Raw genomic sequence first — 2,640 nt, forward strand, 5'->3', positions numbered from 1 at the left:
TGAATACGGCATCGAAAATGTACCACTAGTGCATTGTTTTTTACCACTAAGTGCAAAGAAATGTACCAGTAAGTGCGACGCGGTTACCATTTCAAATAATAAAAGCGACAATAATGACCACAAGGTCAACTAAGAGCCACTCCTGAAAATCATGGAGTGGCTCTTAATTTATTTTAATGACTCATTTAATTACGGATGCCGTAACGTTCACGCATAGAAACTTTACCGTCTACCAGAATTTGATAAGAATCATGTATGATCCTATCTAGAATGGCATCAGCGATTTGGGGGTTGCCGAGCTTTTCGTGCCATCCTTCTGGATGGAATTGAGAACAGAAAATAGTTGATGCTGTTTTAAGACGGGATTCGATTATTTCCAATAGAAAGGTGGAATTTTCTAACGAAAGATTGGTTAATAGCCATTCATCGATGATGAGTAATTGAACTTTTTTATATCTGTTGATTATTTTTCGAAAACTACCATCTGCTTGATTTTTCGAGATGGTTAATTCATCTAGTAGTTCAGGGAGTCGGATGTATTTCACGTTGTAGTATTGCCGGCATGCCTGTATTCCGAAGGCATTGGCGATATACGTTTTCCCATTCCCTGAAGCGCCCATCAAAATGATGTTATGGTGTTCTTCCAAATAAGTCCCACTGGCTAGTTTTAAAATGAGGTTCTTATCTAAATTACGGTCCGGATGGTATTCGATATCCTCAATGCTGGCAGAGGCATTTCTAAAGTTTGCAGATTTAATCAACCGCTGTAGTTTATTATTTTTTCGCCGGGAATGCTCCAGATCAACCATGAGGTTGAAGCGGTCTTCGAAACTCATGGATTGGTACTCTTTATTTGTCATCTGTTCACGATAGGATTCAAGCATGCCTGAAAGTTTCAATTCAGCTAATTTTACTTCTGTTTGCTCATTTAACATCATTATTTCCCTCCAAAATAGGACGCACCGCGAGTGAATCCATGCTTTTCAATGTTAGTGTCTTCAATATGTGATTGGCTTGTTGCTTGCTTCTGTTTGTTGCCCTTTAGAATGGTCTGGATAATTTTAACAGAAGGCAAAGAAGCCAGATTTAAAGCTGTTGAACAGGCCGTTTCTATTTCATTTTTAGAATACTTTTTACCAAAGCTCTTCAAAGACATGATCGACTTTAAGGCTTGTTTTTCATTTTGATAACGGTCTAAGAGGTGTTGAACAACCTTTACTGTTGAGGAACCGATGGTTTCAGCCCATTCTATCGAGGATTCCGGGGTATGGTCCACATACATTTTGTGATTATCTGGCATATGATCTCTGACAGTCGAATACTGCCCAAATTTCCCGTACAGACGTTTATGTGTTGCGATTCGCATGGAATTAAAATATAGTTCAATTAGATTCTCTGTCATTCGAATATCTATATTTTGTTGAATGTATTCGTATGGAACGGAATAAAACATGCTTTCAACTGAGACGTGGTAGTTTAGTTGAACCTTTGCTTTTTTCCAGACAGACATCTTATAAGGTGCCAGTGGAAGAGGATTAAGTGCGAATTTTTCTTCTTCCTCGAAGGCTCTGATCCTGGATCCTGGTTTCTTAGTGAACGGTCGCTCATTGAATTCATTTAATTTCATTCTGATTTCACGATTTAAATCTTCGATTGTAAAACAATGCGTATTGCGTAAGGCAGCTATAATCCAAGTGGAGATGACGCCTACGCTGCCTTCAACACTGGGCTTATCCTTGGGAGTAGAAACTCGGGCAGGTAAAATGATGGACCCGTAATGTTCCCCTAGCTCTCGATATGATTCATTAAGGATGACATCGATGCCTTCATTCTTTTTTACACCTGTTTTTAGATTATCGGGAACAATTATGTCGGTAGAACCGCCAAAATATTCAAATGCATGGTTATGTGCCGTAATCCAAGCCACCGATTTCATCGTTAGGAATGCTTCCGCATAAGACAATTGGCTGCACGGTAAGGTTGCCACAAAGACATAAGCCTTTACTTTTTCACCCGTATCTCGATCGATGACATAAGCTGGCGATCCAGCCCAATCCACTTCCATAATTTCACCAGGCTTCCGACGGATGCGCATAGTGGCTTTATGCTTTCGCGCGAACGCATTGTAATAGTCACAAAATGTACGATAGGCGTAAGGGATTTTCCCACTCGTGCGACACTCAACTGCGTATTCCTGATGAAGAAGCGTCAAGGTCACGTTTGGTTTGGCCAATTCCTTGTGAATCTTGTCGAAGTCAGGCAGGTGCCGTCCATTGGCTTCTAATTGTTTTTCTGGAAACAAAAATTCGCCTAGCCATTGATCGGTCATTTCTTCCGACAACGCCCTCGCTATCCCTTTCTCCTCAGCTTTTCGGATAACCTCAGTAATTTTCTGACGTGAGTTCCCCGTGCTTGCTGCAATACTGCGAATACTTATTCCTTCACTGTGCATTTCAAGTATCCTTCGATAACGAAACATAATAAAAATACCTCCTGTAAAATAAATGTCACACCCTAAGGTGTGCACCTACATTATACAAGAGGTATTTGTGGTACACTGCTTTGCACTTACTGGTACATTTCTTTGCCGAGCCTGGTAAAAATTATTGCAGAGATGGTACATTTTCGATGCCGTAATCA

General features: G+C 40.4%; 2 protein-coding genes. Both read right to left on the minus strand.

All coding sequences use genetic code 11. The annotated features are described in order from the left end of the window. Nucleotides 1-185: 185 nt before the first annotated feature. The gene (gene istB / locus PVE40_RS12515) at nt 186-935 is read right to left on the minus strand and encodes an IS21-like element helper ATPase IstB (protein ID WP_002293721.1); all 750 of its coding nucleotides are present in this window, start codon (nt 933-935) and stop codon (nt 186-188) included. Nucleotides 936-937: 2 nt separating this feature from the next. Then, nucleotides 938-2,479, minus strand: coding sequence for an IS21 family transposase (istA, locus tag PVE40_RS12520; RefSeq protein ID WP_274732268.1), 1,542 nt, complete (start codon nt 2,477-2,479; stop codon nt 938-940). Nucleotides 2,480-2,640 lie beyond the last annotated feature (161 nt).

This window comes from Jeotgalibaca caeni, assembly GCF_028863945.1.
Taxonomy (GTDB): Bacteria; Bacillota; Bacilli; order Lactobacillales; family Aerococcaceae; genus Jeotgalibaca; species Jeotgalibaca caeni.